General features: G+C 58.2%; 21 protein-coding genes. 15 read left to right on the top strand and 6 right to left on the bottom strand.

The features are described from left to right. Nucleotides 1-54 precede the first annotated feature (54 nt). The gene (locus HMJ29_RS15995; RefSeq protein ID WP_171592427.1) at nucleotides 55-834 is read right to left on the bottom strand and encodes an MBL fold metallo-hydrolase; all 780 of its coding nucleotides are present in this window, start codon (nucleotides 832-834) and stop codon (nucleotides 55-57) included. Nucleotides 835-1,465: 631 nt separating this feature from the next. On the opposite strand from HMJ29_RS15995, the gene HMJ29_RS15990 reads away from it, so the two are divergent. Further along, nucleotides 1,466-2,629 (top strand): MFS transporter, encoded by a 1,164-nt coding sequence (locus HMJ29_RS15990; RefSeq protein ID WP_171592426.1) that lies wholly within the window; start codon nucleotides 1,466-1,468, stop codon nucleotides 2,627-2,629. A 68-nt stretch (nucleotides 2,630-2,697) separates the two neighbouring features. Beyond that, nucleotides 2,698-3,807, top strand: coding sequence for an AI-2E family transporter (locus HMJ29_RS15985; protein ID WP_171592425.1), 1,110 nt, complete (start codon nucleotides 2,698-2,700; stop codon nucleotides 3,805-3,807). A 77-nt stretch (nucleotides 3,808-3,884) separates the two neighbouring features. On the opposite strand, the gene HMJ29_RS20720 is transcribed toward HMJ29_RS15985, so the two are convergent. The 3 genes from HMJ29_RS20720 to pucL all read right to left on the bottom strand — a co-directional run bounded on the left by HMJ29_RS20720 (nucleotide 3,885) and on the right by pucL (nucleotide 6,590). Next, nucleotides 3,885-4,772 (bottom strand): nuclease A inhibitor family protein, encoded by an 888-nt coding sequence (locus tag HMJ29_RS20720; RefSeq protein WP_171592424.1) that lies wholly within the window; start codon nucleotides 4,770-4,772, stop codon nucleotides 3,885-3,887. Nucleotides 4,773-4,988: 216 nt separating this feature from the next. Further along, on the bottom strand, nucleotides 4,989-5,462 hold the full coding sequence (greA, locus tag HMJ29_RS15975; protein WP_171592423.1) for a transcription elongation factor GreA: 474 nt from the start codon (nucleotides 5,460-5,462) through the stop codon (nucleotides 4,989-4,991). 288 nt (nucleotides 5,463-5,750) lie between these two features. Beyond that, nucleotides 5,751-6,590 (bottom strand): factor-independent urate hydroxylase, encoded by an 840-nt coding sequence (gene pucL, locus HMJ29_RS15970; RefSeq protein WP_171592422.1) that lies wholly within the window; start codon nucleotides 6,588-6,590, stop codon nucleotides 5,751-5,753. Nucleotides 6,591-6,649: 59 nt separating this feature from the next. Here pucL and allB point away from each other — a divergent pair, with 59 nt between their 5' ends. From allB to HMJ29_RS15930, 8 genes are all read left to right on the top strand, one after another. Then, on the top strand, nucleotides 6,650-7,984 hold the full coding sequence (allB, locus tag HMJ29_RS15965; protein WP_171592421.1) for an allantoinase AllB: 1,335 nt from the start codon (nucleotides 6,650-6,652) through the stop codon (nucleotides 7,982-7,984). Between the two features lie 4 nt (nucleotides 7,985-7,988). Continuing rightward, the gene (locus HMJ29_RS15960) at nucleotides 7,989-9,230 is read left to right on the top strand and encodes a Zn-dependent hydrolase (protein ID WP_244679156.1); all 1,242 of its coding nucleotides are present in this window, start codon (nucleotides 7,989-7,991) and stop codon (nucleotides 9,228-9,230) included. A gap of 100 nt (nucleotides 9,231-9,330) precedes the next feature. After that, nucleotides 9,331-10,077 (top strand): (S)-ureidoglycine aminohydrolase, encoded by a 747-nt coding sequence (gene allE / locus HMJ29_RS15955; protein WP_171592420.1) that lies wholly within the window; start codon nucleotides 9,331-9,333, stop codon nucleotides 10,075-10,077. Between the two features lie 167 nt (nucleotides 10,078-10,244). After that, a complete protein-coding gene (gene uraD / locus HMJ29_RS15950; RefSeq protein ID WP_171592419.1) occupies nucleotides 10,245-10,751 on the top strand; it encodes a 2-oxo-4-hydroxy-4-carboxy-5-ureidoimidazoline decarboxylase in 507 nt (168 codons plus the stop codon). Further along, on the top strand, nucleotides 10,748-11,086 hold the full coding sequence (uraH, locus tag HMJ29_RS15945; RefSeq protein ID WP_171592418.1) for a hydroxyisourate hydrolase: 339 nt from the start codon (nucleotides 10,748-10,750) through the stop codon (nucleotides 11,084-11,086). The genes uraD and uraH overlap by 4 nt, the downstream gene beginning before the upstream one ends. A 187-nt stretch (nucleotides 11,087-11,273) precedes the next feature. After that, nucleotides 11,274-12,710, top strand: coding sequence for a DUF6986 family protein (locus HMJ29_RS15940; protein WP_171592417.1), 1,437 nt, complete (start codon nucleotides 11,274-11,276; stop codon nucleotides 12,708-12,710). 422 nt (nucleotides 12,711-13,132) lie between these two features. Further along, the gene (gene gltB, locus HMJ29_RS15935; protein ID WP_171592416.1) at nucleotides 13,133-17,656 is read left to right on the top strand and encodes a glutamate synthase large subunit; all 4,524 of its coding nucleotides are present in this window, start codon (nucleotides 13,133-13,135) and stop codon (nucleotides 17,654-17,656) included. 213 nt (nucleotides 17,657-17,869) lie between these two features. Further along, the gene (locus tag HMJ29_RS15930) at nucleotides 17,870-19,339 is read left to right on the top strand and encodes a glutamate synthase subunit beta (protein WP_171592415.1); all 1,470 of its coding nucleotides are present in this window, start codon (nucleotides 17,870-17,872) and stop codon (nucleotides 19,337-19,339) included. Between the two features lie 193 nt (nucleotides 19,340-19,532). Here the strand turns inward: HMJ29_RS15930 and HMJ29_RS15925 are convergent, their stop codons facing one another. Continuing rightward, nucleotides 19,533-20,486, bottom strand: coding sequence for an NAD(P)-dependent oxidoreductase (locus HMJ29_RS15925; protein ID WP_171592414.1), 954 nt, complete (start codon nucleotides 20,484-20,486; stop codon nucleotides 19,533-19,535). A gap of 48 nt (nucleotides 20,487-20,534) precedes the next feature. After that, nucleotides 20,535-21,326: a 16S rRNA (adenine(1518)-N(6)/adenine(1519)-N(6))-dimethyltransferase RsmA gene (rsmA, locus tag HMJ29_RS15920; protein ID WP_171592413.1), complete on the bottom strand. Its 792-nt coding sequence runs from the start codon at nucleotides 21,324-21,326 to the stop codon at nucleotides 20,535-20,537. 214 nt (nucleotides 21,327-21,540) lie between these two features. Here rsmA and HMJ29_RS15915 point away from each other — a divergent pair, with 214 nt between their 5' ends. From HMJ29_RS15915 to rpmF, 5 genes are all read left to right on the top strand, one after another. After that, entirely contained in the window at nucleotides 21,541-22,989 is a 1,449-nt protein-coding gene (locus tag HMJ29_RS15915) for a leucyl aminopeptidase family protein (RefSeq protein ID WP_171592412.1), read from the top strand. A gap of 108 nt (nucleotides 22,990-23,097) precedes the next feature. Continuing rightward, nucleotides 23,098-24,150, top strand: coding sequence for a 4-hydroxythreonine-4-phosphate dehydrogenase PdxA (pdxA, locus tag HMJ29_RS15910; protein ID WP_171592411.1), 1,053 nt, complete (start codon nucleotides 23,098-23,100; stop codon nucleotides 24,148-24,150). Nucleotides 24,151-24,388: 238 nt separating this feature from the next. Continuing rightward, nucleotides 24,389-24,757, top strand: coding sequence for a helix-turn-helix domain-containing protein (locus HMJ29_RS15905; RefSeq protein ID WP_171592410.1), 369 nt, complete (start codon nucleotides 24,389-24,391; stop codon nucleotides 24,755-24,757). A 78-nt stretch (nucleotides 24,758-24,835) separates the two neighbouring features. Beyond that, entirely contained in the window at nucleotides 24,836-25,369 is a 534-nt protein-coding gene (locus HMJ29_RS15900) for a YceD family protein (protein WP_171592409.1), read from the top strand. A 60-nt stretch (nucleotides 25,370-25,429) separates the two neighbouring features. Further along, nucleotides 25,430-25,654, top strand: coding sequence for a 50S ribosomal protein L32 (gene rpmF / locus HMJ29_RS15895; protein WP_171592408.1), 225 nt, complete (start codon nucleotides 25,430-25,432; stop codon nucleotides 25,652-25,654). The last annotated feature ends 78 nt before the right edge of the window (nucleotides 25,655-25,732 follow it).

Below are 25,732 nucleotides of genomic sequence, written 5' to 3'. Positions count from 1 at the left end.
AAGGCCCCGCTCAGTAAGCTACTGAGCGGGGCCTTGTTGTGTGATTGGGTCAGCTTACTTAGCCGACGGATACCAGTTGCGCAGCCGCACGTCAATCTTCTTGTTGGCTGTGTTTACGGTTTTCTTGAAAGTAGCCACGTCGCTCAGGCCGCTCTGGCCCCGGTAGTGATATGGGTACACAATGCCCGGCTTGAAAGCCAGCACGCCCTGCGCGGCCTGTTGCACATCCATGGTGTAGGGCAGGTTCATGCACACAAAGGCCACGTCAATGCCCTTGAGGGCGCGCATTTCGGGGGTGTCTTCGGTATCGCCAGAGAAGTAAACGTTTTTGCCGCCCAGGTTCACTACGTAGCCGTTGCCGCGCCCTTTGGTGTGCATGGCGTCGGGGGCCTCAGGCAGGTTATACATGGGGATGGCCGAAACGCGCATTCCCAGCGTGTCGAGCTGCTGACCGTTGTTCAGGATGCGTACCTGTGCTCGGTATTCTGCCGGCAGTTTCTCCGCTACGGCATTGGGCACTACCATCAGGGCTTTGCTGACGGGAAGGCCCGCCAGAGTTTTCGAGTCCAGGTGGTCACCGTGGATGTCTGTGATCAGTACTACATCCGGCGCGGCCAGTCCGGCGTAGGCCTCCGGACCACCGTAAGGGTCAACGTAAATGGTTTTGCCATTCCAGGTGAGCACTACGCTGCCGTGCGTAATAGGCTGCACCGTGAGGGGCCCCTGCTTGGTCGTAATCTGGTCGGCGGCCGCCCGCAAGGGCGCAGTGGTTTGGGCTGATACCTGAGCCGCAAACGTCACCAGCGCGGCTGTAAGGAATAAAGTCGACTTCATTGGTAGGTATACGTGTGGGAGTTGAGCGTGAATGCCTGACGTTTTGAGAAGCACGGCACCGCAGCAATACGCTCCTGGCACCGTGACCTTAAACCCCACCGCCCGTCAGAAGTTTTGCCAGCTGCCAAGTCTCTGGCTCACGAGAAAAGGGATGCAGGTGCAACATCTTTCCCTGATTACGCGCACCCTTCGTGTTGAGCAGGACAGAACCGCAGGTTGCCGGGGGCATGTGGGCAGTCTGTAGCAGACCGTCATGCTTGATCTGGCGTCCGCTTGCTGAAGCATAACGTGTTAACCTTCTTCTAATCACCTGTTTTCGGCTACCGTCAACGTGCACCTCTTAAACAGCTTCAGAAACCATGAGGCAAGCTTATCTGGCTCAATAATTTTATTCCGCAAAGTCATTCCTGCTTTCTGACCTTCGTCTGCAGCTTATGTTACCTTTCGGCCTGTTTGCCCGTGTACCTCGCCCCTTGTATTGTCTCTTAAGCGTTTCCGGTTGTTTTTGCTGATCTTTGCCTCTGCGTCCCCACCGCAGTTCAGGTTCCCTTGTTACTCCCACCCATCTCGCTCATTCCCGGGCTCAGATGGGTCTTTTTTTGCCTACTCAACTTCGCTGCCGGCTTCTGCTATGCTCACGTATTCTTCTGGCCCCGACTTACTCCGCCCGCGCCGTACGTACCGTTTGGCGGTGGCGGCGGCTTTTTTCCTGCAGGGCTTGTGCTTCTCAACCTGGGCGGCCCGCATCCCAACGGTGCAGCAACAGCTAGGCCTCTCCGACGCCGAACTGGGCGGGGTACTGCTGGCCGTTCCGTTTGGGTCGTTGGCTTCGCTGCCGCTTTCCGGGTGGCTGGTGGCCCGCCACGGGAGCCGCCTGCTCACGGTGCTGGGCCTGTTTTTGTACGCGGCTTTTCTGCCCATGCTGGGTTTAGCCCACTCCACCCCGCTTCTGCTGGTGGCACTTGTGCTGTTTGGCCTGGCCAGCAACATGGCCAACATCAGCATAAATACCCAGGCCGTGGGAGTAGAGGCGGTATATGGCAAGTCCATCATGGCCAGCTTTCATGGTCTCTGGAGCCTTGCGGGTTTTGCGGGCGCGGCTATTGGCACGCTCATGATTGCGCACGCCGTGGCCCCATTGCACCACTTTTTGCTTATTGCGGGTGTGGTAGTTGGGGGGCTGCTGCTGGTTCGCCCCTACCTGCTGCCCGCTGATGCGCCCCGCCCAGCCGATGCCCCTATTTTCGTACTGCCCGATAAGTCTTTGCTGCTGCTAGGCCTGCTGGCGTTTTGCTCCTTACTCTGCGAAGGCACCATGTTCGACTGGAGCGGGGTATACTTTGGTAAAGTGCTGCACGCCAACCAAGACCTGATTGGAGTAGGCTTTGCGGCCTTTATGAGCACCATGGCTGCCGGCCGCTTCATTGCCGACTGGTTTACTGACCGTTTCGGGCGCCAGCGCACCCTCATGCTGAGTGGGTTGCTGGAGGCGCTGGGCCTGGGCATGGCAGTGCTTTTTCCGAGCGTGGTTCCGGCTACCATTGGTTTCATGCTGGTGGGCTTAGGCGTATCGTCGGTGGTGCCGCTGGTATACGGCGCGGCGGGCCGCTCCAAAACCATGTCGCCGGGAGTGGCGCTGGCGGCCGTATCTACGGTGGGGTTTGCGGGCTTTTTACTGGGGCCACCCCTTATTGGCCTGGTAGCGGGTATCACCAGTCTGCGTGTGTCCTTCGCCCTCATTGCCCTTATGGGCCTGGCGGTGGCAACGCTGGCCCGCCGCGCTGGGGTGGAATAGGGTGGGTTTTATATAGAATACACCCTATATAATCTGTATTTTTACCGCTTCACTTAGTATTTCTCGCCATGCCCGCTGCTCCCCCCGACAACATCTACACCCCGCGTCAGCAGTATGTTCTCCTGATTGTGTGTTTGGTGGCACTGGCTACGCTTATTCTGCTTGGCTTAGGGAGCTATACTACTGCTTTCCTGGGCGCGGGCATTCTGTTTGTGGTGTTTCGGCCGTGGTTCAATGCCCTTGTGCACCGCCGCCGCTGGAACCGCCAGGTAGTATCTATCGGGCTGCTCGTTTTTGCTTTTGTAGTTATCATCCTCCCCTTCTCGGCGCTCAGCCTGATGCTCGTAGACCGCATTCGGCACTACGGGCAGGACACCAGCCAGATCATGGCCGTTCTGCACACCATTGAGCAAAAAACCGGCTACCGGTTCTCCACTGAGCCCAATGTGCGGTCGTTGTTGCAGCAGAGCGTAAGCTGGATCAGTCAGCGGCTTCCTTCGCTGGCCAGTGGCCTCCTGCATTTTACCGTAGTTATTGGCCTGATGCTGTTTACCCTGTACTTCATGTTCACGCAGGAAGCGGGTTTCCTGCGCGGGCTGCGGCGCTACCTGCCGTTCCGCACCAATACCCTGCATGAGCTAGGCGAGTCGCTGAGAAACACGGTGAATGCCAATGTGCTGGGGCAGGCGCTTATTTCACTGGTGCAGGCCACCCTCACCGGCTTGGCCCTCTGGTTTTTTCAGGTTCCCGATGCGCTGTTTTGGGGCGTAGTGGCTTTTTTCATGGCCTTTATTCCCGTGCTTGGTACGCCCCTGGTTTGGGGACCGGCAGCCATTATCAAGCTCACCCAGGGGCACACGGGCCAGGGTGTGGGCATCCTCATTGTGGGCCTGGTAGTTATCATGAATATTGACAATCTCCTGCGCATTGTGCTGGCCAGGCGCATCGGCAATATCCACCCCCTCATTACTCTGGCCGGCGTAGTGCTGGGCGTGGAAATATTCGGCATTCTAGGCCTTGTGCTAGGCCCCCTGCTGCTCTCCTACTTCATTGTACTAATGCAGGTGTTTGAACGCGAAAACCGCCTGCACCCCAAACTCAAGGCCAAACGCACCCATACCCTACCCCACACTGACCCCGCCGCCGACGAGAATACGGCCGCACCCGCTGCTACCTAGTCATTTAGTGCCATCAAACAGCAGCACCAGACAAGTCTGGCGCTGCTGTTTGATGGCACTAAAACGCACTGCATGGCCTAGGTTTCCGTCAGCACGGTTTTGAAACCTGCCAGCTGGCCATCCTCGGTTTTGCCCAAGGCCAGCACGGGTACCTGCGGGCCGCTGCCGAAGCGGTATACCTGCACGTCTTCCAGCTCCTGCTTCAGAAACATTTGGAGCGCCTTGAAGCGGTTTGCCAACGCCGGGTCGCCGAGCACGCCGTTGTCGGCGGTGTGGTTGCGCAGGAAGTAGGTCAGTTCCTGCTTTTCAACTTTTGTATCTGCGGGTTGCCCGGCTAAGTTGGCCAGCGCCTCATCCGTCAGGTTACCGTCAGGCGCGGGAAAGCTCACGGCCTCCAGCGGCGCATCTGCCTCACTCATAAAATACAGGCCCTTGGTCATTTGCTGCAACTGGCCTAGAGCTGCTCCTTGGTCCTGGGTGGTTGCTGCGGTGGCAGCTGGCTTGTTAGCTTCCTGCGTTTCGCGGCCACCTTTGGTATCCAGCGCCGCAATAGGCGCCTCCGTTGCGCCGCCGGGCACCTGGGCGCTAATAGCGGCGGCCAGTTCTTTCATGCGCGCTTCGGCCACCTTAATCTTGGGGTTGGCGAAGTTCATGTCCGACACATTATTCATCGGAATGAGGTGGATGTGCGCGTGCGGCACCTCCAGGCCTATCACGGCCACCCCAATGCGCCGGCACGTTACGGCGGCCTTCACGCCTTTGGCCACCCGCTGGGCAAACTGGTGCAGCGCGGCCAGCTCGGCGGGGGGAAGATCAAAAATGTAATCTACTTCCTTCTTTGGAATTACCAGCGTATGGCCCTCTACCAATGGCGTAATGTCCAGGAAAGCCAAATGGTGCTCGTCCTCGGCCACTTTAAAGGCGGGCAGCTCGCCGGAAACTATACGGGAGAAAATAGAAGGCATAAGGTGAATTTGTGAAGTGGTGAAAGGGTGAGCTTCGCTTAGCTAGGCCACCAGCTTACGCTGAAGTACGCCAGTAACTGGCCTGACGGAGGGAAAGCCAGCGCTCCAAAGTACGAGGCAAAACGCAAAAGGGCGAAGCCGGTGGCTTCGCCCTTTTGCGTACTACAAGTCAGTGGAACGGTTAACTCACCATTTCACCACTTTGCAACTTCACCGTTACCGGCTGATTTCCAGAATCTGGAACTGCAGCTTGCCCGCAGGCACCGTGATTTCGGCCGTATCGCCGGCCGATAGGCCCAGCAGGCCCTTGCCGATTGGCGACTTCACTGAGATTTTACCGGCAGCCAGGTTGGCCTCCTCTTCGGCTACGAGGGTGTAGTCGAGGACCATGTTATTCTTCAGGTTCTTCAGCTTCACCTTGCTCATAATGAGCACCTTGGTGAGGTCCAGGTTCGTTTCGTCGAGGATGCGGGCATTGCCCACGATTTCTTCCAGCTTGGAAATCTTGAGTTCCAGCAAACCCTGCGCTTCCTTGGCCGCGTCGTACTCCGCATTTTCGCTCAGGTCGCCTTTGTCGCGGGCTTCGCGCAGATCCTCGGCAGCCTTGGCGCGGCCGCGGATTTTGAGGTCCTGCAGCTCATCCTTCAGCTTCTGAAGACCTTCCGGAGTGTAGTAGTTGATAGTAGACATGGTGGGGTGATGGTAAGCTCAAAAAACAAGGAGAACGGCCAGCATGGCTGGCCGTTCTCCCCGAACAGGTTTAGGCAAATATACGAAACGTGGTTGGATTTGTCTAGTGCTTACTTGGGCTACACAAGGTGAGAGGCCCTTCTTTTCCTGGCTTTTTACTGAGAATTACGGTTTTCATGCTGCTCACCGTAGTCACTGGCGCCATGCCTAATCAGCGACTGGCCTAGGCAAGTAAGCGCTTGAGCAAGGGGCATCTGCCGCGGCATTGCTTCAGGCCAGGCCACCTTGCTAGTCGCGCACTACGGTGCCCGTAATGTAGCCGAAGGGGGCATCGGTGGCCACGAAGATTTCATTCTTGTTCTCCAGCCCAAACTGCTCCAGATTGAAGGGAATATGGTGCTTGTTAGGCATGATCATACTAACGTCTTTCACTACCTCATGCTCCTGCAGAATCTTCTCGCCTATAGCGTATAGAGTGTGCTGCAGGGAGAGGCTTTTGTGCTCCGAGAAAGTGCGAAGCAGGGAGGTCCGGATTTGCTGGTACAGAGCCTCAAAATCCAGGGCAGTGGCCGTGTATTCCCAGCTGGCTTCGCATTGGGTCGCCAGTATCCGGTCCGCAGTTTCCTGCAGCACCGTGTATTCATCCTTGAGGAAGTTTTCGAAGCCGGAATCTGTGGTTTTGAGCAGCAGCAGGTCTTTGAGGCCCGATACCACCACCGGACCATCAGCATCCTGGGTAACTACCGTGGTGCGCTTTTCGGTGCTGCCGCCCGTGAAGGCGTGGGTGTGCGGCTGCCCATTGAAGCTCATGCGCTGCCAGCTGTGCTCCTCAATGGCAATGCGCGCCTTACTGATCTGGGGGTTACGGGTCACGAAGTAATGCGCCAAGTACAGCCCGAACTCTTCAATGCTGCCCGTGAAGTGCTCTTTGGCCAGCACATACACCGTATTTTTCTGGGTATCGGTAGGCAGAATCTGAGAGTTGTCGCCGTGGGTATGGGCCGTATCAAAGTCGCCGGTTAGCAGCACGCTCACCGACACTTGCCGAAATTCGTGATGGTCGGCATGTCGGATAATTTTGGATAGATTAACTGCATTTTTGCCGTACGCATTGATTCCTAATTTCATACTATCTCGCTTGTTTTTTTGTGAAAGATATTGAATTTGGCAGAAAATACCGGCGGCAAATGCTCGATTTAGCGATAAAAAGTAAGAATATCATAATTGACAAAAGCAACTATAACGGCCTGCTCCTGGTGCAAGATGGGCGCATCGCCGACGTGGTACCTGCCGATACTGCCGTTGCGTGCCCGGTTCTGGAAGTGGGCGACCGAGCCGTGCTGCCTGGCGTAATTGACCCTCACGTGCACATCAATGAGCCCGGCCGCACCGAGTGGGAAGGCTTCGATACGGCTACCCGGGCGGCGTTGTCGGGGGGAGTTACCACGCTGGTAGACATGCCCTTAAACTCGGCCCCCGTTACCACCACCGTAGCTAACTTCGAGCAGAAGCTGCGGGCTACGGAAAGCCAGCTGCACACCAACTGTGGGTTCTGGGGTGGTATCATTCCCGGCAATAGAAGTGAGATAGAAGGCCTCATTGCGCGCGGGATAATGGGGTTCAAGGCCTTCCTGACGCATTCCGGCATTGATGATTTTCCGAATGCTACCGAGGCCGATTTGCGTCAGGCCATGCCCATTCTGGCCCGCCACGGCCTGCCCCTGCTGGTGCATTGTGAGCTGACTACCAATGACGATGCCTGGAAGCAGCACGACAAACGCTCTTACGCCAATTACCTGGCCTCCAGGCCTAAAAGCTGGGAAGACAAGGCCGTAGCGCTCATGATTAGGCTGTGCGAGGAAACCGGCTGCCGCACCCACATCGTGCACCTGTCTTCGGCCGATTCACTTCCGCAGATTGCCGCGGCCAAGCGGCGGGGGCTTCCTCTTACAGTAGAAACCGGACAGCACTACCTGCACTTTGCCGCCGAAGATATTGCCGATGGCCAGACCCAGTTTAAATGCGCGCCGCCGATCCGGGAGCGGGCCAACAACGAGCGGCTCTGGCAGGCCCTGCAAGCCGGCATCATCGATTTTGTTGCCACTGACCACTCCCCCGCCCCCCCCGTCCTCAAGCAGATTGCTTCCGGCGACTTCACCACCGCCTGGGGCGGCATTGCCTCGCTGCAGCTGGCCTTGCCCGTGCTCTGGACGGCTGCCCAGCGGCGCGGCGCCACCCTCCCCGACCTCGTGCGCTGGCTGAGCACCAACCCGGCTCAGCTGATAGGCCTAGGCCACCGCAAGGGCAGAATTGCCAAAGGGTATGATGCTGACTTGCTGGTGCTGGACGCCGAAAACACCTTCCGCGTGACGGAGAGTGGCCTACACCACCGCCACAAGGTGTCGCCGTACGTGGGGCTGGAGCTGCGCGGCGTGGTGGAGCAAACCTTTCTGGCGGGCCGGCTCGTGTACCAGCGCCCGGAGTTTCTGCAGCTGAATCAAGGCCAACTTTTAACCCGCTAACTGGGTGGAACACTACACTACACGTGCCGCCCGCATCATGCGGCGCATTGAAGAACTGGCCGCCATCAGCGAAGATACTGAAGGGGTTACGCGCACCTTCGGCACACCGGCCTTTCTGGCGGGCAGCGCCCTGGTGCGCTCCTGGATGGAAAATAGCGGTCTGGAAACCCGCCTCGACAACATCGGCAACGTGCGCGGGCGGCTGGTGAGCCACAACCCCAACGCCAAAACCTTCGTGCTGGCCTCGCACATTGATACGGTGGTGAATGCCGGCAAATACGACGGTCCGCTGGGCGTGCTGCTGGGTCTGGATATGCTGGAGCAACTGATTGCGCAACAAGTAGAGCTGCCATTTCACATTGAGCTCATTGCCTTCAGCGACGAGGAAGGCGTACGCTTTCACACTACCTACCTGGGCAGCAAAGTGGTAGCGGGCAGTTTCGATCCGGGCCTGTTAGCGAAGCAAGACGACAACGGCCTCACCCTGGCCGATGCCATTAGCATGATGGGCGGCCACCTAGGCCACCTCGCCGCCGACGCCATTCCGGCCCCCAACTGGCTGGGCTACTTTGAAGTGCACATTGAGCAGGGCCCGGTGCTGTGGGAGCGCCAGATTCCGGTAGCGCTGGTCACGGCCATTGCCGGACAGCAGCGCATAGAGCTTACCTGGTGCGGCATGGCCGGCCACGCTGGCACCGTACCCATGGGCATGCGCCGCGATGCGCTGGCCGGCGTCGCCGAGTTTGTGCTGCTGGTGGAAGAGTTCGGGCGGAAGCACCAGCACGAGCTGGTAGCCACCGTGGGCAAGCTCGACGTGCGCCATGCGGCCAGCAACGTGATTCCCGGCGAAGTGGTATGCAGCCTGGACCTGCGCAGCGCCGATGCAGCCCGCCTGCAGGTGGCCTACGAGGAGCTGCGCGCCCTAACGGAAGCCCTGGCCGCCCGCCGGGGGCTGGAGCTGCACTGGCACCTGATTCAGTACACGCCCCCAGTGGCCTGCGATGCCGGAATGAATACCTTGCTAGCCCAGGCTATTGCTGACTCGGGGCATGAAGTGGTGGCTCTGGTCAGCGGCGCGGGCCACGACGCCGTACCTATTTCGGCCGTGGCACCCGCTACCATGTTGTTTGTGCGGTGCTTTGAGGGCATCAGCCACAACCCGCTGGAGCGGGTAGAGCTGGCTGACCTGGCCGCTACACTGCCGGTAACTGACCGGTTTCTTTCATTACTTATCGCTTCGCATTAAACTGTCATTCCGACTGTAAAGAGGGATCTAGGTTACCCTCCTCACGACTTGACCCAGATTCCTCCCTAGAGCCGGAATGACAACTACATCACCACACTCCATGGAAATATCTGCCCTCACCCGCTCCGTTGTAAAGCGCAACCACGCCATTATTGCCCCCGATGGCTACATCAACAGCAACGTACCGGGCTGGACGAACTGCACCGTCAACGTTATTATCAATGAGCAGATGGGGGCCCGCCTGTGTCAAACCCTTGTAACGATGCGAGCAGAGGGGCGCCTGGATGGGCAGACGCTGGCTTCCCAGATTTTCTTTTACGTAGTAGAGGGTGAAGTGCGCGCCACAGTGGGCGGTGAGACCCGCACGCTGTGCACCAATCAGTTTGTGTACGTGCCCATTGGGCAGGCCTACGTATTTGAGCAGGCAACCGAAGGCACCCAACTGCTCACCTTCCATAAGGTATATGAGCCGCAGGTTAGCTACGCTACTCCCGGCGTACTGTTTGGGGAGAAAGACGACAGCAAGGCCCCCATCTATATGAACGATGAGGCCCTGCGCATCCAGGAGCTGCTCCCGAATGACCTGAGCTTCGATATGGCCGTGAACATTTTCACCTATGACCCCGGTGGGCACCTACCCATGGTAGAAACTCACATCATGGAACACGGCCTGCTCTACCTGCAAGGCCAGGCCATTTATATGCTTGACCAGGAGTGGTACCCGGTCAAGAAAGGCGACGCCATCTGGATGGCCCCCTACTGCCAGCAGTGGGCCACCACCATGGGCAAAGAACCGTCGGTATACATCTACTACAAGAACGTAAACCGCTTCCCCACGGTAATTTAATCAGCTACCTACTGCCGGGGTAGAGCCCTACACTGGTGCCTGCTCGTTGCTAACGTTGTTTTCCAAGGCTGCTCCAGGCCAGTTGTTGGCGCCACCGAAATGTCGTTTGACTACGAGACATTCCCCATCAGCACCCTAAGCCCTCAGCACTATCAACCTCCTCAGCAATGACCATAGCCGAACTAAACCACCTCCCCCCAACTGGCCTAGCGGATGCCCTGCAGAAATGCTGTGGCTCCTCGGCTTGGGTGGAAGCCATGCGCGGCATCTTTCCGGTGGCTGATGCTGAAGCGCTGTTGCAAAAAGCCACTACTATCTGGAACAGCCTCTCGGAAGCTGACTGGCGCGAGGCCTTCACGCACCATCCCAAAATTGGCGACGTCAACTCTCTGAAGCAGAAGTTTGCCAGCACCAGCGCCTGGGCCGCCGGTGAGCAAGGTGCCGTGAAAGAAGCGCCACAACAGGTATTGGAAGCACTGGCCGCCGGCAATGAGGCCTACGAGCAGAAATTCGGCTACATTTTCATTGTGTGTGCCACTGGCAAATCGGCGGAGGAAATGCTGGCTCTACTGCAGGCCCGCCTGCCAAACCCACCGCAGCAGGAAATCCTGATAGCCAGGGCCGAGCAGGATAAAATCACCCGTATTCGTCTGGAAAAGCTCTTAGCCGCATGAGTCAGCTCACTACCCACATTCTGGATACCACGCGGGGCAAGCCCGCCGCGGGCGTATCCATCACCCTTTACCGCCAACAGGCCCAAAGCTGGACGACACTAGCCACCGGCACTACCAACTCCGACGGCCGTATCAGTGATCTGCTGCCCAAAGATGAGGTCCTGCCTTCGGGCACCTATAAACTAAAGTTTCTGACCCAGGAGTACTTCGATCAGCAAGGCGTCGTGACGTTCTATCCCTTCGTGGAGATTGTCTTCGCGATTACTACTTCCGAGCATTACCACGTGCCGCTGCTACTAAACCCATTTGGGTATTCTACTTACCGCGGCTCGTGAATTACACATTCATGGCCGTCCTGCTGAGCGGGGTCGAAGCATTTCTACCGCTTCGTTGAATTAGCATTTCAACATCAGCACGCGAGATGTTTCAACTCCGCTCAGCAGGACATGTACTTTGGCAACGTAAGCACGATGGGGTTTATTAATATTGGCCCATCCCACTCCCACTTCTCCACTCCCTCGCATGAAGCTCAGCCTCCAGGATTCCGATAAAGCCCAACTCTTAGACCAGCTCGGCGAGGCCAACCGCCGCTTCCAGCACACCTATCCCGGCGACAAGCCCGACCGCCAGCCCGTGCACACGGTGTATGGCGGTGCTAACCTGTTTAAGGCCGACACCTGCGTGCGGATGGGCGATATTGCCCTCAACAACCTGCACACGTACGCTCCAAACTTCGTGGAGCTGGCCCGGGTGCTGCAGCTCAAGGGGCACGAGCATTTACCCACGCTGGCCCAGGATATCAAGGCGCTAACGGCCCGGCTGGAGGGTATGTCGGCGGAGGAGCGCAAGCACGAGCACGCTTGGCTGGCCTACTCCGTGTACAACAAGATGGTGCGGAAGCTGCAAACGGAGGCCGTGGAGGATTTCCGCATCGACTTTGAAGATGGCTTTGGCAACCGGCCTGATGCCGAAGAGGACGCCACCGCCGTGCAGGCCGCCACTGAACTGGCGCTGGGCATGCAAAAAGGCACCGTGTCGCCGTTTATTGGCATCCGCATCAAGCCATTCACGGAGGACATGAAGGCCCGCGGCATCCGCACACTGGACATATTCCTGACGACGCTTCTGGAGAAAACCGGCGGCAAACTGCCCGACAATTTCGTGGTGATGCTGCCCAAAGTGACCATCCCGGAGCAGATGACTACCATGGTGCGCTTTTTTGAGCTGCTGGAGAAGGCTAATGGCCTGGAGCCCGGCACCCTGAAAATGGAAACGATGGTAGAGGCCACCCAGATTATTATGGATGAGGAAGGCCGCAACCCGCTCATGCGCATCATCAGGGCCAGCGAGGGCCGGTGCGTAGCGGCTCACTTCGGCACCTACGACTATACCGCCTCGGCGGGTATCACGGCCAAGTATCAGACCATGGCTCACCCCGTCTGCGACTTCGCCCACCACATGACCAAAGTAGCGCTGGGCGGCACCGGCATCTTCCTCTCCGACGGCGCCACCAACGTGATGCCCATTGGCCCGCACCGCGGCGAAAACCTCTCGTATGAGCAGCTCCGCGAGAACCGCGAATCGGTGCATAATGCCTGGCGGCAGGGTTTCCAGCATACCACCCACTCGCTCATCAACGGTCTCTACCAGGGCTGGGACCTGAACCCTGCCCAACTGCCCATGCGGTACGCGGCCACCTACAACTTTTTCCTCAGCAGCTACGACGACGCAGTCCATCGCCTGAAAACCTTCGTGGAGCGCGCCGCCATCTCTACCCTCACCGGCGACATTTTCGACGATGCCGCCACCGGTCAGGGCCTGCTCAACTTCTTCCTGAAAGCCCTGAACTGCGGCGCCATTACGGAAGAGGAAATCAAAGCCACCGGCCTCACCACCGCCGAAATTCACACTCGCTCCTTTTTCCGCATCCTGGAAGGCCGCCGCGCCCAGAAAGCCTAGGCCACTTGCTTTACAATCAGCCCATTCTTTTATAGCAAGCCCGTCATGCTGAGCGGAGGCGCAGCCGCAGTCGAAGCATCTCTACCTCTGGCTAATCAAGTGGCCTAGGCCTCTGCAACGAAACAATAGAGATGCTTCGACTCCGCTCAGCATGACGTACAAATGTGGTAGCCGTCACGCAGTTAATTTCAGCTGTTTGCTCAGCTATTGGCTCCTTCTGACACTGTATCAACCGCCCCAAGCCCGACCGCACTAGACCAGTCAAATCCAAAGAATTACCTTTTTAAATCAATAATAGATAGCAGCTTAGAAATCGTAGAACTGGCCTGGCGCGGTATAGACGCTTGGTGGAGGGAAATATCTTGCTAATTCGGCCTAGTACGCCGAGGTGAATTCCTCTTTAACCACGACGCCACACTCCGATGACACCTGACAACCCGCAGGGCCTCTACCGCCCCGAGTTTGAACATGATGCTTGTGGTACTGGGTTTATAGCCTACCTCAACGGCCGCAAATCGCACCAGATTATTACCGATGCTCTGACCATGCTCGAAAACATGGAGCACCGCGGCGCCTGTGGCTGCGACTCCGATTCGGGCGATGGGGCCGGTCTGCTGCTGCAATTGCCCCACTGGTTTTTCCTGGAAGAGTGCACCGCGCTCAACATCCGCCTGCCAGAGCCCGGCTACTATGGCGTGGGCATGCTGTTTCTGCCTAAAGACACGGCTGCACAAGCCGCTTGTCGGGCCGTAATTAAGGCCGCCGGAGATAAGCTTGGCCTCTCGGTGCTGGGCTACCGGCCGGTGCCGGTTAACCCGGCGGGCATCGGCCCTACGGCGCTGGCGGCGGAGCCCGGCATAGAACAGGTGTTTGTGGCGCGCCCCACTGACCTAGCCACTGCCGAAGACTTCGAGCGGAAGCTGTACGTGCTGCGGCGCTACATCACCAAGCTGGTGCAGGAGCAAGTACCCGCCGCCGCTGAGGACTTCTACTTCACCTCGCTCTCCTGCAAAGTCATTGTATACAAAGGCCAGCTGACCACCTATCAGGTGCGCGGCTACTTCCCCGATCTGTCGGATGAGCGCGTGACCTCGACGTTTGGGATGGTGCACTCACGCTTCTCTACCAATACGTTTCCGTCGTGGCGCCTGGCCCAGCCCTTCCGGCTGCTGGCCCACAACGGCGAGATCAACACGCTACGGGGCAATTTGAACTGGTTTTACGCCGGGGTGCGCAGCTATATGTCGCCGTACTTCTCGGCGGAGGAGATGGACATGCTGCTGCCCGTCATCGACAGCCACCAGTCGGATTCAGCTTGCCTCGACAACATTGTGGAGATTCTGCTGCACTCGGGCCGCTCCCTGCCGCACGTGATGATGATGCTGGTGCCAGAGGCCTGGGACGGCAACACGCAGATGGACCCACTGAAAAAGGCCTTCTACGAGTTCCACGCCACCTTTATGGCTCCCTGGGACGGCCCGGCGGCGCTGCTGTTTACTGACGGCCAGATGCTGGGGGCCATGCTCGACCGCAATGGTCTGCGGCCCCTACGCTACATCGTGACCAATGATGGCCGCGTGATGGTGGCCTCCGAAACCGGCGTGCTTACCATCCCCGATTCCATCGTGGAGAGGAAAGGCCGCCTGCAGCCCGGCAAAATGCTTCTCCTGGATACCGTGGCCGGCCAGATTATCACCGATGAGGAGCTAAAGGCACAGGCTGCCGCCCGGCAGCCCTACGGTCAGTGGCTCGATGAGTATCAGATCCGGCTGGAGGAGCTGCCTGAGCCCCGCCAGGTATTCTCCGACCTGGCCGCCGACGCCGTGTTCAAGTACCATCAGGTATTCGGCTACACCCGCGAGGATATTGACACGCTGATTACGCCCATGGCGCTGGAAGGCAAGGAGCCCATCGGCTCGATGGGGGTAGATGTGCCCCTGGCCGTGCTTTCCGACCAGCCCCAGCACCTGAGCAGCTACTTCAAGCAGTTCTTCGCGCAGGTAACCAACCCGCCCATCGACCCCATTCGGGAGCGGCTGGTGATGAGCCTGGCCACGTTCATTGGCAACAACGGCAACATCCTCGATGAGGACAAAATGCACTGCCACTGCGTAGCCTTGCATCAGCCCATTCTCACCAACCACGAGTTGGAAAAGCTGCGCAGCATTGATACGGGCATGTTCAACGCCAAAACGCTGCTTTCCTACTTCAAAGCCGACGGCAAACCCGGCTCCATGGCCGCTGGCCTCAACCGCCTCTGCCGCTACGCCGAAGATGCCGTGAACGATGGGTTTGAGGTGCTGATTTTGTCGGACCGTGGCCTAGACTCCAAGCACGCGCCCATCCCGTCTTTGCTGGCGGTGTCGGCTGTGCACCACCACCTCATTCGGAAAGGTTACCGTGGCTCCGTAGGCCTGGTAGTAGAAGCCGGCGACGTGTGGGAAGTACACCATTTTGCCTGCTTGCTGGCCTTTGGCGCCACAGCCATTAACCCCTACCTAGCGCTTTCCACGGTGCAGACCATGCACGCCGGCGGCCAGTTCAACACTTCCCACGACTATCCGCAGCTCGCCAAAAACTACATCAAAGCGGTGTGTGATGGGCTGCTGAAGATCTTCTCCAAGATGGGTATCTCCACACTGCAGTCATACCACGGCGCGCAGGTGTTCGAGATTCTGGGCATCAACCAGGAGGTAGTCGACAAGTACTTCACCGGAGCCGTGACCCGTATTGGTGGCCTAGGGCTCGATGAAATTGCCCGCGAAACGCTGTATAAGCAATTTCAGGGCTTTAAGAGTAGCACCCTGGAAGAGCAGCAGCTCCTGCCAGAAGGTGGTGTGTACCAGTGGCGACGCCGCGGTGAAGCCCACATGTTCAACCCCGAAACGGTACACTTGCTTCAGCACGCTACGCGCACGGGCAACTACGAGGTGTATCAGCGCTACGCTCGCCTGCTGAATGAGCAGCCGGAGCGCATGTTCACCCTGCGCGGACTATTGGACTTTGCCCATCACCGCCCGGCCATTGCGCTGGAAGAGGTGGAGCCCGCCGAAAGCATCATGAAGCGGTTTGCTACCGGGGCTATGTCGTTTGGCTCGATTTCGCACGAGGCGCACAGCACCCTGGCCATTGCCATGAACCGCATTGGGGGCAAGAGCAACACCGGTGAGGGCGGCGAGGACCCCATGCGCTACGAGCACCTGCCCAACGGCGACTCCATGCGCTCAGCCATCAAGCAGATTGCCTCGGCCCGCTTTGGCGTTACGGCCCACTACCTAACCAATGCCGACGAGCTGCAAATCAAGATGGCCCAGGGCGCCAAGCCTGGCGAGGGCGGCCAGCTCCCTGGCCACAAGGTAGATGAGTGGATTGCGAAGGTGCGCCACGCCACGCCCGGCGTAGGCCTCATTTCGCCCCCACCCCACCACGATATCTATTCCATTGAAGACCTGGCCCAACTCATCTTTGACCTGAAAAACGCCAACCGCGCCGCCCGCATCAACGTGAAGCTGGTGAGCAAAGCCGGCGTGGGTACCATTGCCGCCGGCGTTGCCAAAGCCCACGCCGATGTTATCCTGATTGCTGGCTACGACGGCGGCACCGGCGCTTCGCCCATGAGCTCCATCAAGCACGCGGGCCTGCCCTGGGAGCTAGGCCTCTCGGAGGCCCACCAGACGCTGGTGCGCAACCAGCTGCGCAGCCGCGTAGTGCTGCAGGCCGATGGCCAAATTAAAACCGGCCGCGACTTAGCCGTAGCGGCGCTGCTGGGTGCCGAAGAATGGGGCGTGGCCACCGCGGCCCTCATTGCGGGCGGCTGCATTCTGATGCGCAAATGCCACCTGAATACCTGCCCGGTAGGCGTAGCTACCCAAGACCCGGAGCTGCGCAAGCTGTTCACGGGCCAGCCGGAGCACATCGTGAACCTGTTCCGCTTTCTGGCCGAAGAATTGCGCGAGATTATGGCTGAGCTAGGCTTCCGGACGGTAAACGAAATGGTAGGCCGCACGCAGTTCCTGAAGGTGCGGGAAGGCATCACGCACTGGAAAGCCCGCACCCTCGACCTCTCTGACTTGCTACAAGCCGTAGCCAACCCCTCCAAGGGCACCTTATACAACAGCGAGCAGCAGGACCACGGCTTGGCGAACATTCTGGATTGGCAACTACTCCACCACGCCCAACCGGCGCTGGAGGAGCGTATTCCGGTGTTTGCTTCCTTCGAGGTGCACAACACTGACCGCACCATCGGGACGCTGCTCTCCAATGAAATAGCCAAGCGCTACCACGGGCCCGGCCTCCCCGACAATACCATTAACTATACCTTCCGTGGCTCAGCGGGCCAGAGCTTCGGCGCTTTCAGCGCAAAGGGGCTTTCGTTTGGGCTGGAAGGAGAGGCCAACGACTACGTGGGCAAGGGCCTCTCGGGCGCCCAGATAGCCATCTACCCATCTCCTGACGGCCAGTTTGTGCCGGAGCAGAACATCATTATCGGCAACGTAGCTCTATACGGCGCCACATCTGGTGAGCTGTTTGTGCGGGGGCAGGCCGGCGAGCGGTTCGCGGTGCGCAACTCCGGAGCCACGGCCGTGGTGGAAGGCGTAGGCGACCATGGATGCGAGTACATGACCGGTGGCCGTGCCCTCATTCTGGGCAACACCGGCCGCAACTTCGCCGCCGGTATGAGCGGGGGCATTGCTTGGGTTTACGACCCCGAAGGCAACTTCCGCGACAACTGCAACACCGAAATGGTGGAGCTGGACCCACTGGATATCGACGACGAAGACCAGATTCAAACGCTTCTCCGCAAGCACCAGCAGCTCACCGGCAGCCAGCTAGCGGCTTACCTGTTAGGTAACTGGAATGAAGAAGCCGGCCGCTTCGTGAAGGTCTTCCCTTCCGAATACAAAAAGGTGCTGCAAGCCGCCCAATACGAGCCAGCCGAACGATAGTGGCCTAGAATAACCAAATCAGAACGTCCTGCTTGATCTGGCGTCCGCGCAGCCGAAGCATCTCTCCCGCTGGCTAACCAACTGGCCTAGCACAGTAATGAAGCGGTAGAGATGCTTTAACTCCGCTCAGCATGACAGATAGCACCACAATAGTAGCAAGCGAGATGCTTCGGCAAGCTCAGCATGATGCCCACACGAAATTGACTACCACGCATGGGACATATCACCGGATTCAAAGAATTTGAGCGCGAGCTGCCGGCTAAAGCGGCCCCACAAGAGCGCGTGGCGCACAACCGCGAGTTTGTAGGCCTATATTCCGAAGACCAGCTCACCAAGCAGGCGGCGCGCTGTATGGATTGCGGTATTCCGTTTTGCCACTCCGGCTGTCCCTTGGGCAACATCATCCCAGAGTTCAACGACGCCGTGTACCAGCAGGACTGGGAAGAGGCCTACCGCATTCTATCCTCCACAAACAACTTTCCCGAGTTCACGGGCCGTATTTGTCCGGCTCCCTGCGAGTCGGCTTGCGTGCTGAGCATCAACCGGGCGCCGGTGGCCATTGAGGAAATCGAAAAGCACATCATTGAAATTGCCTTCTCCAAAGGCTACGTGCAGCCCACGGCACCGGTCCTGAAGTCGGGCAAAACGGTGGCCGTGGTGGGCTCGGGGCCGGCTGGACTGGCCGCCGCAGCGCAGCTCACGAAAGCCGGCCACTCAGTTACGGTGTTTGAGCGCGACGACCTGCCGGGTGGCCTACTGCGCTACGGCGTGCCCGATTTTAAGCTGGAGAAATGGGTAATCGACCGGCGTATTCAGCTGCTGGAGGAAGATGGCGTAGTATTCCGATGCAATACCGAGATAGGCAAGGATCTGTCGGCTGATGTTTTAAAGAACTCCTTCGATGCGGTAGTACTTTCAGGCGGCGCCACGGTGCCGCGCGACTTGCCTATTCCCGGCCGGGAGCTCAGCGGAATTCACTTCGCCATGCCATACCTCACCCAGCACAACCGCCGGGTGAGCAGCCTGCCCCTCACGGAGGCTGAGGTGCTAGCGACTGGCCTGGACGTAGTGGTAATTGGGAGTGGCGACACTGGCTCCGACTGCGTGGGCACGGCCAACCGTCAGCAGGCACGCTCCGTCACGCAGTTTGCCATGATGCACCAGCCCGGCACGGAACGGCCCGCGCACACGCCCTGGCCGCAGGAGCCGGCCATCTTCCGCACTAGCACCTCCCACGAAGAAGGCTGCCACCGCTACTGGGGTATCCACACCAAAGCCTTCCTCGGTGATGAGCAAGGCCAGGTGCGCGCCCTGCTGGTCACCGACGTAACCTGGGAAACCGATGTACTGGGCCGCCGCCTGCGCTTCGAAGAAATTGCCGAGTCCGAGCGCGAAATCCCCTGCCAGCTAGTGCTGCTGGCAGTAGGCTTTGCTTCGCCTCAATACGCGGGCTTGCTGGAGCAACTAGGCGTGACGGTAGATGAGCGCGGCAACGTGTGCGCTGCAGACAGCTCCTACCAGACAAGCGTACCCAACGTGTTTGTAGCCGGCGACATGCGCCGTGGTCAGTCGTTGGTGGTGTGGGCTATTTCGGAGGGCCGCGAAGCCGCCCGTAACGTTGATCTGTTCTTGACCGGAAAAACCGCGCTGCCCAGTAAGAATGCGGTGGGCATGTTTACCTAAAACTGGGTAAGCGTTCAGAATAGCAGGCCACTCTCCATAACGTCATGCTTGATCTGGCGTCCGCGCAGCCGAAGCATCTCTACCTCTGGCTAATCTACTAGCCTAGAAAGTCAGCAACAAAGCGGTAGAGATGCTTCGGCTCCGCGGACGCCAGATCAAGCACGACGTTCAACAGGTACCAACGAACACACGCCTAGGCTACTTCCTGGGCACCTAAAAATGCTTTTAGCTTCCGGGCCAGCACCTCATTAATCCGCCGATACGACTGGAAACTCCAGCCACCGATGTGGGGCGACAGAAGTACACTAGGCGCTGAAGACAAATAGTCGAAGCGCGCTTGCTGCTCAGGGTTTAGGGTTCCAAGCTTCTCATTCTCCAACACATCCAGGGCCGCTCCCCTAATCTGCCCATCCCGCAGGCCCTGTACCAGCGCTGCGTGGTCGAGTACTTCGCCGCGGGCCGTGTTGAGCAGCCACAGCGGGTTTTTGAAAGCCCGCAGGAAATCTTCGTTTACGAAATGATGATTGGCCGCTGAATACGGAATGTGCAGGCTCAGCACCTCGGCCCGGGCCTGTAGCTCCGGTAGGCTCACGAGCGTGGCGTGGTGGTTGGCTTCGCAGTTCGGGTCATGGTCGTAGGCCAGTACGGTGCAGTCGAAAGCCTGCAGGCGGCGGGCAAAGGCCTTGCCCATGTGTCCGTAGCCTACCAGTCCAATGGTCTTTCCTCCTATTTCCTCGCCTCGGTTGGCTTCGCGCCGCCACTGTCCCGCGTGCACTTCCTGATCGGCCCGCACAATGTTGCGAAACAGCGCCAGTAACAGGCCTACGGTATACTCACCCACCGCATCACGGTTGCCTTCGGGGGCATTCAGCAGCGTGACGCCCGCGGCAGCCAGCGCTTCCTCGTCAATATTATCGACCCCGGCTCCGGCCCGGCACACGTAGCGCAACTGTGGCCCGTAGGCCAGCAACTCGGCCGTGATGCGCAGCTTCGAGCGCACCATCAGGCCATCATACGGGTGAGCAGCCAGCGCGGCAGGCACCTCCGCGGCTTTCAGATCAGGACGGTAGTGCAGCTGCACCCCAATTTCCTGCATGTAGTCGGGCAGGCTCGGGTGCATATCGTCGATGACGAGGCAGAGGGACATGGTTGTGGAGGGGAGAGATGGGTTAGAATACAGGGAGCACCGCAAAAGCTAGGCCACCACTCTGTTCTGCTCTACTCGATTAGTCAACCCCACAAAGTCAGCCACGCTTAGCTGCTCGGCTCGCTTATCGAAGATGGGGTCTGTGGTGGTTTCAGCGGGCATTCCGAAGGGCTTCAGGGCATTGCGCAGCGTTTTGCGGCGGGTTTGGAAGGCCTGCTTGACTACTTTAAAGAATAGCTTCTCGTCGCAGGCCAGCTTCTCCGTGTTGTTGCGCGTCAGGCGGATAACGGCCGACTGCACTTTGGGCGGCGGGTTGAAGACGTGCGGAGGCACCGTGAACAGATACTCAATGGTGTAAAATGCCTGCAGCAGCACGCTTAGAATGCCGTAGGTTTTGGTGCCGGGCCCCTCAGCGAGGCGGTCGGCTACCTCCTTTTGAATCATGCCCACGCACTCACGAACCTGCTGGCGGTGAGCCAGCACCTGGAAGTAAATCTGGCTGCTGATGTTGTAAGGAAAGTTGCCGATGATGGTCAGGGGCTGATTATCGTACAGCTTGCCCAGATCCATCTTCAGGAAGTCCTGGGAATAAATCCGGTCTTCCAGAGCCGGAAAATGCTTTTGCAGATACGCCACCGACTCCCGGTCAATTTCAACCACCGAGGTCCGGTACTCCGGGTGCTGGAGTAGCGTTTCAGTAAGTACGCCCATGCCGGGCCCAATCTCCAACACTTCCGTTACGCCATCGGGCAGTCGCAGGGCCTCCACAATGTTGCGAGCAATGTTCGGATCAGCCAGAAAGTGCTGCCCGAGGTGTTTTTTGGCTTTAACGGAATCCATGGTCTGCAGGTAAGGGCGAGGGAAGATACAATCCACATGCAGCCAGTGGCTCAGGTAAGCATCACTGACCTTGAATACGCACCGAACTTCTCGGTTAGCTGTATTCGCTTCTACAAAAGGACTACCTTCACGCCCAAAGATACGCCAGCGGCTGCCGTTTCTCCGCCTCCCGCCCCTGAAGCAGGAGCAGCCACTGGCCTAACGGACCCGTCTTATGCCCCTATCCCTCGCCTACTCCGCCGATTTTCCCTCGTTTGCGGATACCGTATTTATTTTACCCGCCGGCACCCTGGAACTTCCCATTAGCGCCGCCGCCGACCTGCCTCAGCCCATTCGTCAATACGTCAGCGACCAGCTTGCCGCGGGCGAAAAGCTGATCTGCGTCAACCAATACACCCACCACCATTACTACGTAGTGGCGGAGGAGAAGAAAACCGCCGACTTGCAGGCCGAGTCGCTGCGCCGAGCGGGCCATAAGCTTCACGCTCAGCTGAAAGCCGATAAGGTTCCGGAGCTATTCATCAACGACCTGACGCCGAACGGCGCTCTGGCACTTGCCGAAGGAATTGCTCTCACCGCTTATCAGTTTGAAGGCTACAAAACAGACGAGAAGTCGAAAAAACAGCCCGACCTACAGCTCCTCACGCTGGTTGGCCCTGAGCTTAGCACCGAGAAAGTACAGGAGCTGAATGGCGTGCTGCAAGGCGTATACCTGGCCCGCAACCTGGTAAATATGCCTTATAGCCACCTCAACGCTACCCAGCTGGCTAACCAGATAGAAGCTGCGGGCGCAGAGGCTGGTTTTAACACCGAAATCCTAGATTTTGTGCGTATTGAGGCCTTGCGTATGGGTGGCCTACTGGCCGTGAACCAAGGCAGCCCCGAGCCACCTACATTCACCATCATGGAGTACAAACCGGAGGGTGCCACTAACGCCAAGCCCTACGTGCTGGTGGGGAAAGGGGTGGTGTTCGATACCGGTGGACTCAGCCTGAAGCCCACGCCCAACAGCATGGACCTGATGAAGTGCGACATGGCTGGCGCCGCCGTAGTAACCGGTGTGCTTACGGCCCTGGCCAAAAACAAGGTTCCGCTGCACGTAATTGGCCTCGTGCCTGCTACTGATAACCGCCCCGGCGGCCCCGCCCTAGCGCCCAGCGACGTCATTACCATGTACAGCGGCCTGACCGTGGAAGTGCTGAATACCGATGCTGAGGGCCGCCTGATTCTGGCTGACGCGCTGGCTTTCGCCAAAAAGTATGACCCCGAGTTGGTGCTGGACTACGCCACGCTAACGGGCTCCGCCGCCCGCGCCATTGGTATAGAGGGCATTGTGTGCATGGGCACCGCTGATGAGCAAGTGCTGACGGAACTTAAGCAAGCCGGCAACCGCACGCATGAGCGCCTGGTAGAGTTTCCGCTCTGGGATGAATACGCCGACCATATCAAGAGCAGCGTAGCCGATATCACCAATCTGGGCAAAGCCGAAGCCGGCGCTATATCGGCGGGCAAATTCCTGGAGCGCTTCATTGAAGGCTACCCTTGGGTGCACTTTGATATTGCTGGCCCGGCCTTCCTCACCGCCCCCGACTCGTACCGGGGCAAGGGTGGTACCGGCACTGCCGTGCGCCTCACCTACGATTTCCTGAAGCGTAAAGCCTAACTCCTGCCGGAAAAAGCCGTGGCCTAGCCGTGTAGTTAGCTCGGTTAGGCCACGGCTTTCCCCTACGCAGCAGCGCATTTGCTTATCCATTCATCAGCACGCACTAGAATGCTTCCACGCATTGGTATATCCGTCGGCGACCTGGCCGGCATCGGCCCGGAAATCATCTACAAAACTTTCCTTGATCAGCGGCTGCTCAAGTTTTGTACGCCCGTGGTCTACGGCACCGCCACCGTACTCTTTGATGAGTTTCCGGTTGACCCGCAGGCGGAGCCCCTTACCTTCCGGCAGGTACGTGAAGCCGCAGACATTGCCCCCGGCAAGCACAACGCCGTAACCTGCTGGGACGATGACTTCCACCTCACGCCCGGCCAGCCTACCCAGGCCAGCGGCACCGCGGCCCGCCAGAGTCTGCTCGCCGCCGCCCGCGACCTGAAAGCCGGATTGCTCGACGCCCTCGTTACGGCCCCCATCAGCAAAGAGAATACGCAGGCTGATGACTTCCGCTACCCTGGCCACACCGAGTTTCTGACCACTTTCTTCGAGGCCCCCGAAAGCCTCATGCTCCTGGCCACCGAAGACCTGCGCGTAGCTACCGTCACGGGCCATATTCCCCTCAAGGAGGTGCCTACTCGCCTCACGCAGGAGCTGCTTACCACTAAACTGCGCATCCTGATTAACTCCCTGAAGCAGGATTTTGGCATTGAGAAGCCGCGCGTAGCCGTGCTGGGCCTCAACCCGCACGCCGGCGAAAATGGCCTGCTGGGCAGTGAAGAAGCCGACGTAGTAACGCCCGTGCTTCAGCAGTTTCAGCAGGAAGGTCATCTGGCCTACGGGCCATTCCCGGCCGATGGCTACTTTGGCACCCGCCAGTTCCGCCAGTTCGATGCTACGCTGTCGCTCTATCATGACCAGGGCCTGATTCCCTTCAAAACCATTGCCTTTGAGCGCGGCGTGAACTTCACGGCGGGCTTGCCGGTAATTCGCACCTCGCCTGATCATGGCACAGCCTACGGTATAGCGGGCCAGTACAAAGCTGATCCCACTTCCTTCCGTGAAGCCCTCTACATGGCCTGTGAGATGGTAAAGCAGCGGAAAGCACTAGCCGAAATCAAGCCCTTGATTCCGGGTCCGGCACCCCGTAGCAGTCGCTACGAGTAAGCCGCTGATTAACCAGAATTCGTTTTTTAAATACAATGGCTAACCATCTTTTTTTTTAAGGTCAGCCGTTGTGTTTAAGCTAGTTATAGATTCAACGCTGACCGTAGCCATTATAACCATAAACAAAACATTGTTTCCAAAAACGAAACTTTGTTTGCGGTTTTAAAACATACGCAGTAAGTTTGCACCCTCTTACTTCATAGTGCCTCTCTCAATCCAGACTTTCTCACCTCCTTTAATGACGCTGCACACTCCCGCTGACTACCGCACTGCCTTGCGCCGACTTGACGCACTGGTAGCTGCTGGCTTCGAGGGTAATGCGGTATTGGAGGCAGAATTTCAGGAATTGGTGGTGGCTCTTGATACCTATGAGGGCAAGCTAGGCCTATTGCCTATTCCGAACCTGCCCACCTCTCTGGCAGAGATGATTGAGCTGAAGCGCCAGCAAATGCGCCTCAAGCAGAAGGAGCTAGCCCAGTTGTTAGAAGTGCCTGCGGGTCGGCTTTCGCAGATTTTGAGCGGCAAACGCCGTGTGACGTTGGACTTAGCGAAACGGCTGTATGAGCGGCTTGGTATTCCGCCAGATTTCATTCTGAAGAACGCCTAACCCCTCCCTCAACCGTTTAGCTGCTTTTATATAACGGGGAAAACTTTCTACTTTTGCCCCCTGCTACAAACTCACCCTGTGAAAAAGGATTCTCAATACGACCTCAATATCGCCAAGCTGGCTGATAAAACGCACCATTTTGCGTTTGAGCTCGACCGTGCCTTTTTTGAGCAGTTTGACCAGGAGCTCATTCCGGATGGCAAAGTACATGCGGATGTAACGCTCACTAAAACGGACCGTTTGCTGACCCTGGACTTTGACCTGCACGGCACCGTGCGCCAGATCTGCGACCGGAGCCTTGACGAGTACGATCAGGAGGTGGATGCTCAGGAGCAGCTGCTGGTGCGCTACGGCGACCAGAATCTGGAGCTGGATGATAACGTGCTGCAAATCACTCCCGACACCCAGACCCTGCCCATTGCGCAGCACCTGTTTGACTACATCGGTCTGGCCCTTCCCATGAAGAAGCTGCACCCGCGCTTCCAGAATGAGCCCGATGAAAACCCCGATGCCGATGCCAAGCTCATCTTCACCACCCGCCAGGATGGCGACGATGACGATGACAGCGATGACACGGACCCGCGTTGGAATGCGCTACGCAACTTGAACTAAGCGCCCTGGGTCGCTTGAACCCTTCAGTAATAACTTTCAACACTCAACATTACCTAACCCATGGCACATCCTAAGCGCCGGCAATCCTCAACCCGCCGCGACAAGCGTCGCACCCACGATAAGCTGCACCCCAAGGCTATCAGCATCTGCTCTAACACGGGCGAGCTGCACCTGCGTCACAAAGCGTACGTTGTTGACGGCGACCTGTATCTGAATGGCAAAGTTGCTATCAAAGATTACGCTCCCGTAGCAGCTGCTGTTGCTACCGACAACGACGAAGAATAGTAGCGCACTAGCGCTTATCTCCCCTCGGACACGCTCCCGTAGTTGCTCAGCTTCTCGCGGCTAGGTTTAGGCCACTGC

The sequence above is a fragment of the Hymenobacter taeanensis genome, from assembly GCF_013137895.1.
GTDB classification, from domain to species: Bacteria; Bacteroidota; Bacteroidia; order Cytophagales; family Hymenobacteraceae; genus Hymenobacter; species Hymenobacter taeanensis.
This window is presented reverse-complemented; position numbering and strand designations above follow the sequence as displayed.

Excerpts from the sequence above, each read along its gene's own strand:
- HMJ29_RS15995 (WP_171592427.1), bottom strand. The coding sequence starts at position 834 with ATGAAGTCGACTTTATTCCTTACAGCCGCGCTGGTGACGTTTGCGGCT.
- HMJ29_RS15990 (WP_171592426.1), top strand. The coding sequence starts at position 1,466 with ATGCTCACGTATTCTTCTGGCCCCGACTTACTCCGCCCGCGCCGTACG.
- HMJ29_RS15985 (WP_171592425.1), top strand. The coding sequence starts at position 2,698 with ATGCCCGCTGCTCCCCCCGACAACATCTACACCCCGCGTCAGCAGTAT.
- HMJ29_RS20720 (WP_171592424.1), bottom strand. The coding sequence starts at position 4,772 with ATGCCTTCTATTTTCTCCCGTATAGTTTCCGGCGAGCTGCCCGCCTTT.
- greA (WP_171592423.1), bottom strand. The coding sequence starts at position 5,462 with ATGTCTACTATCAACTACTACACTCCGGAAGGTCTTCAGAAGCTGAAG.
- pucL (WP_171592422.1), bottom strand. The coding sequence starts at position 6,590 with ATGAAATTAGGAATCAATGCGTACGGCAAAAATGCAGTTAATCTATCC.
- allB (WP_171592421.1), top strand. The coding sequence starts at position 6,650 with ATGCTCGATTTAGCGATAAAAAGTAAGAATATCATAATTGACAAAAGC.
- allE (WP_171592420.1), top strand. The coding sequence starts at position 9,331 with ATGGAAATATCTGCCCTCACCCGCTCCGTTGTAAAGCGCAACCACGCC.
- uraD (WP_171592419.1), top strand. The coding sequence starts at position 10,245 with ATGACCATAGCCGAACTAAACCACCTCCCCCCAACTGGCCTAGCGGAT.
- uraH (WP_171592418.1), top strand. The coding sequence starts at position 10,748 with ATGAGTCAGCTCACTACCCACATTCTGGATACCACGCGGGGCAAGCCC.
- HMJ29_RS15940 (WP_171592417.1), top strand. The coding sequence starts at position 11,274 with ATGAAGCTCAGCCTCCAGGATTCCGATAAAGCCCAACTCTTAGACCAG.
- gltB (WP_171592416.1), top strand. The coding sequence starts at position 13,133 with ATGACACCTGACAACCCGCAGGGCCTCTACCGCCCCGAGTTTGAACAT.
- HMJ29_RS15930 (WP_171592415.1), top strand. The coding sequence starts at position 17,870 with ATGGGACATATCACCGGATTCAAAGAATTTGAGCGCGAGCTGCCGGCT.
- HMJ29_RS15925 (WP_171592414.1), bottom strand. The coding sequence starts at position 20,486 with ATGTCCCTCTGCCTCGTCATCGACGATATGCACCCGAGCCTGCCCGAC.
- rsmA (WP_171592413.1), bottom strand. The coding sequence starts at position 21,326 with ATGGATTCCGTTAAAGCCAAAAAACACCTCGGGCAGCACTTTCTGGCT.
- HMJ29_RS15915 (WP_171592412.1), top strand. The coding sequence starts at position 21,541 with ATGCCCCTATCCCTCGCCTACTCCGCCGATTTTCCCTCGTTTGCGGAT.
- pdxA (WP_171592411.1), top strand. The coding sequence starts at position 23,098 with ATGCTTCCACGCATTGGTATATCCGTCGGCGACCTGGCCGGCATCGGC.
- HMJ29_RS15905 (WP_171592410.1), top strand. The coding sequence starts at position 24,389 with ATGACGCTGCACACTCCCGCTGACTACCGCACTGCCTTGCGCCGACTT.
- rpmF (WP_171592408.1), top strand. The coding sequence starts at position 25,430 with ATGGCACATCCTAAGCGCCGGCAATCCTCAACCCGCCGCGACAAGCGT.